Source organism: Rhodococcus sp. EPR-134 (genome assembly GCF_001647205.1).
Classification (GTDB): Bacteria; Actinomycetota; Actinomycetes; order Mycobacteriales; family Mycobacteriaceae; genus Rhodococcus_F; species Rhodococcus_F qingshengii.
On the sequence record NZ_LVCT01000382.1, the window covers coordinates 1 to 1,481 of the forward strand.

Genomic DNA, 1,481 nt, shown 5'->3' on the forward strand with positions numbered 1-1,481 from the left:
GCGCCTCGGCTACAAGGAATCCATCAACTGGGCCACCCGCATCAGCACCGACGGTATCTATCTTCACGAGTTGGAGAGCACCGTCTGGGCGCAGGGAAACACCGACACCTCGCACGGTTGCCTCAATCTCAGTGCGGCCAATGCCAAATGGTTCTTCGATTTCTCGCAGCCGGGAGATGTCGTCGAAATCAAGAACACCGGCGGCGCTCCGCTGGAGGTGTGGCAGAACGGCGACTGGACCCTTTCCTGGGCAGACTGGGCCGCAGGCAGCGCCCTCGCCTGAGATAGATTTCCTCGGTGCCTCGATTCAAGATTCCGTACGGCCGACACGAGCAGCAGTTCGGGCATCTCTACGTTCCCGACGGAGTCGCTGACGGCCCGATCCCGGTCGTCATGCAGATCCACGGCGGCTTCTGGAGCGGGCAGTACGGATTGACTCTGGGCACCGCATTTGCCGTCGAACTCGCGCGGCACGGCGTCGCGGTGTGGAACATCGAATACCGCCGTCTCGGGGCGGGCGGTGGTTGGCCGGAGATGTCCGCCGACGTGAAAACGGCGTACGACGAAATCCCCGGACTGGTTGCCGGGAAGTCCTCGGCCGAATTGGATCTGAATCAGATTCGCTTGCTCGGGCATTCGGCCGGAGGACATCTTGCAGTGTGGCTGGCGGGGGAGAAGGACACGTTCACCCGGCCTGAACGGGTCATCGCACAGGCGGCCGCACTCGATCTGGCGTCGGCAGGCGAGCGTGGACGACGGATCAGCTTCATCGAGGATCTGTTCGGCGTTCCGTTCGACGCGGACCCGGATCTGTATCGCAGTGCGTCGCCGCAGCATCGATTGCCGATCGGCGTCCCCGTTGTGTGCGTCACGGGTGCGGAGGACCTGCAGGTGCCGGCCAAGGTGAGCTCCCGGTACGCGAAAGCCGCGGAAGCGGCTGGTGATCCCGTGGCACTGCGTGTGATCGAGGGCGAAGGACACGACGCATTTCTCTCACCCTCGACCGAGTCGTGGCGGGTCTCCCGCGAGTTGGTTCTCGCCGAAGACCCGCTGGCTCCGAGCACGTCAGACTGACGCGGGGTCCACTTCCACAGGGGCCTTCTTGCCCGGCAGGATGAACGCCACGACAACTGCCCCCACGAACAGTGCAAGACCGCCCGCCCAACTGGCCGCCGAAATCGCGTCGGCGTAGGCACTGCCTGCGGCGTCGAGCAACGGCCCTGCCTGAGCTGCAGACAACGGGTTGCCTGCCATCTCTTCGGCGACCAACGAAGCGCCGCCGACGGATTCGCCCGACACCTCCATCGCGTACGCGGCCTGTTGTGCAAGTTCGCCCGTCAACTGCGGAACCTGCATTCCATTGATGAATCCGGCAATCGAATCCTTGTAGCTCGCAGCGAGGATCGAGCCGAGGATCGCGATACCCAGCGAGCCGCCGAGTTCGATGGCGGTGTCGTTGAGGCCACCCGCAGCACCGAGAT

Annotated in this window: 2 protein-coding genes and 1 pseudogene; 2 read left to right on the forward strand and 1 reads right to left on the reverse strand. The window is 64.1% G+C overall.

Features of this window, described 5'->3' with window-relative positions:
* Together A2J01_RS17415 and A2J01_RS17420 are read left to right on the forward strand one after the other, a co-directional pair.
* Positions 1 to 283, forward strand: a 283-nt coding sequence (locus A2J01_RS17415; RefSeq protein ID WP_156519302.1) for a L,D-transpeptidase, incomplete at its 5' end; no start/stop codon positions are given.
* A gap of 14 nt (positions 284 to 297) precedes the next feature.
* Positions 298 to 1,074, forward strand: a complete 777-nt coding sequence (locus tag A2J01_RS17420) for an alpha/beta hydrolase family protein (protein WP_042924086.1) — start codon at positions 298 to 300, stop codon at positions 1,072 to 1,074.
* Here the strand turns inward: A2J01_RS17420 and A2J01_RS17425 are convergent.
* Positions 1,066 to 1,481: pseudogene (locus A2J01_RS17425) on the reverse strand (MFS transporter); the annotation flags it as partial. The gene A2J01_RS17420 and the pseudogene A2J01_RS17425 sit on opposite strands and share 9 nt — an antisense overlap.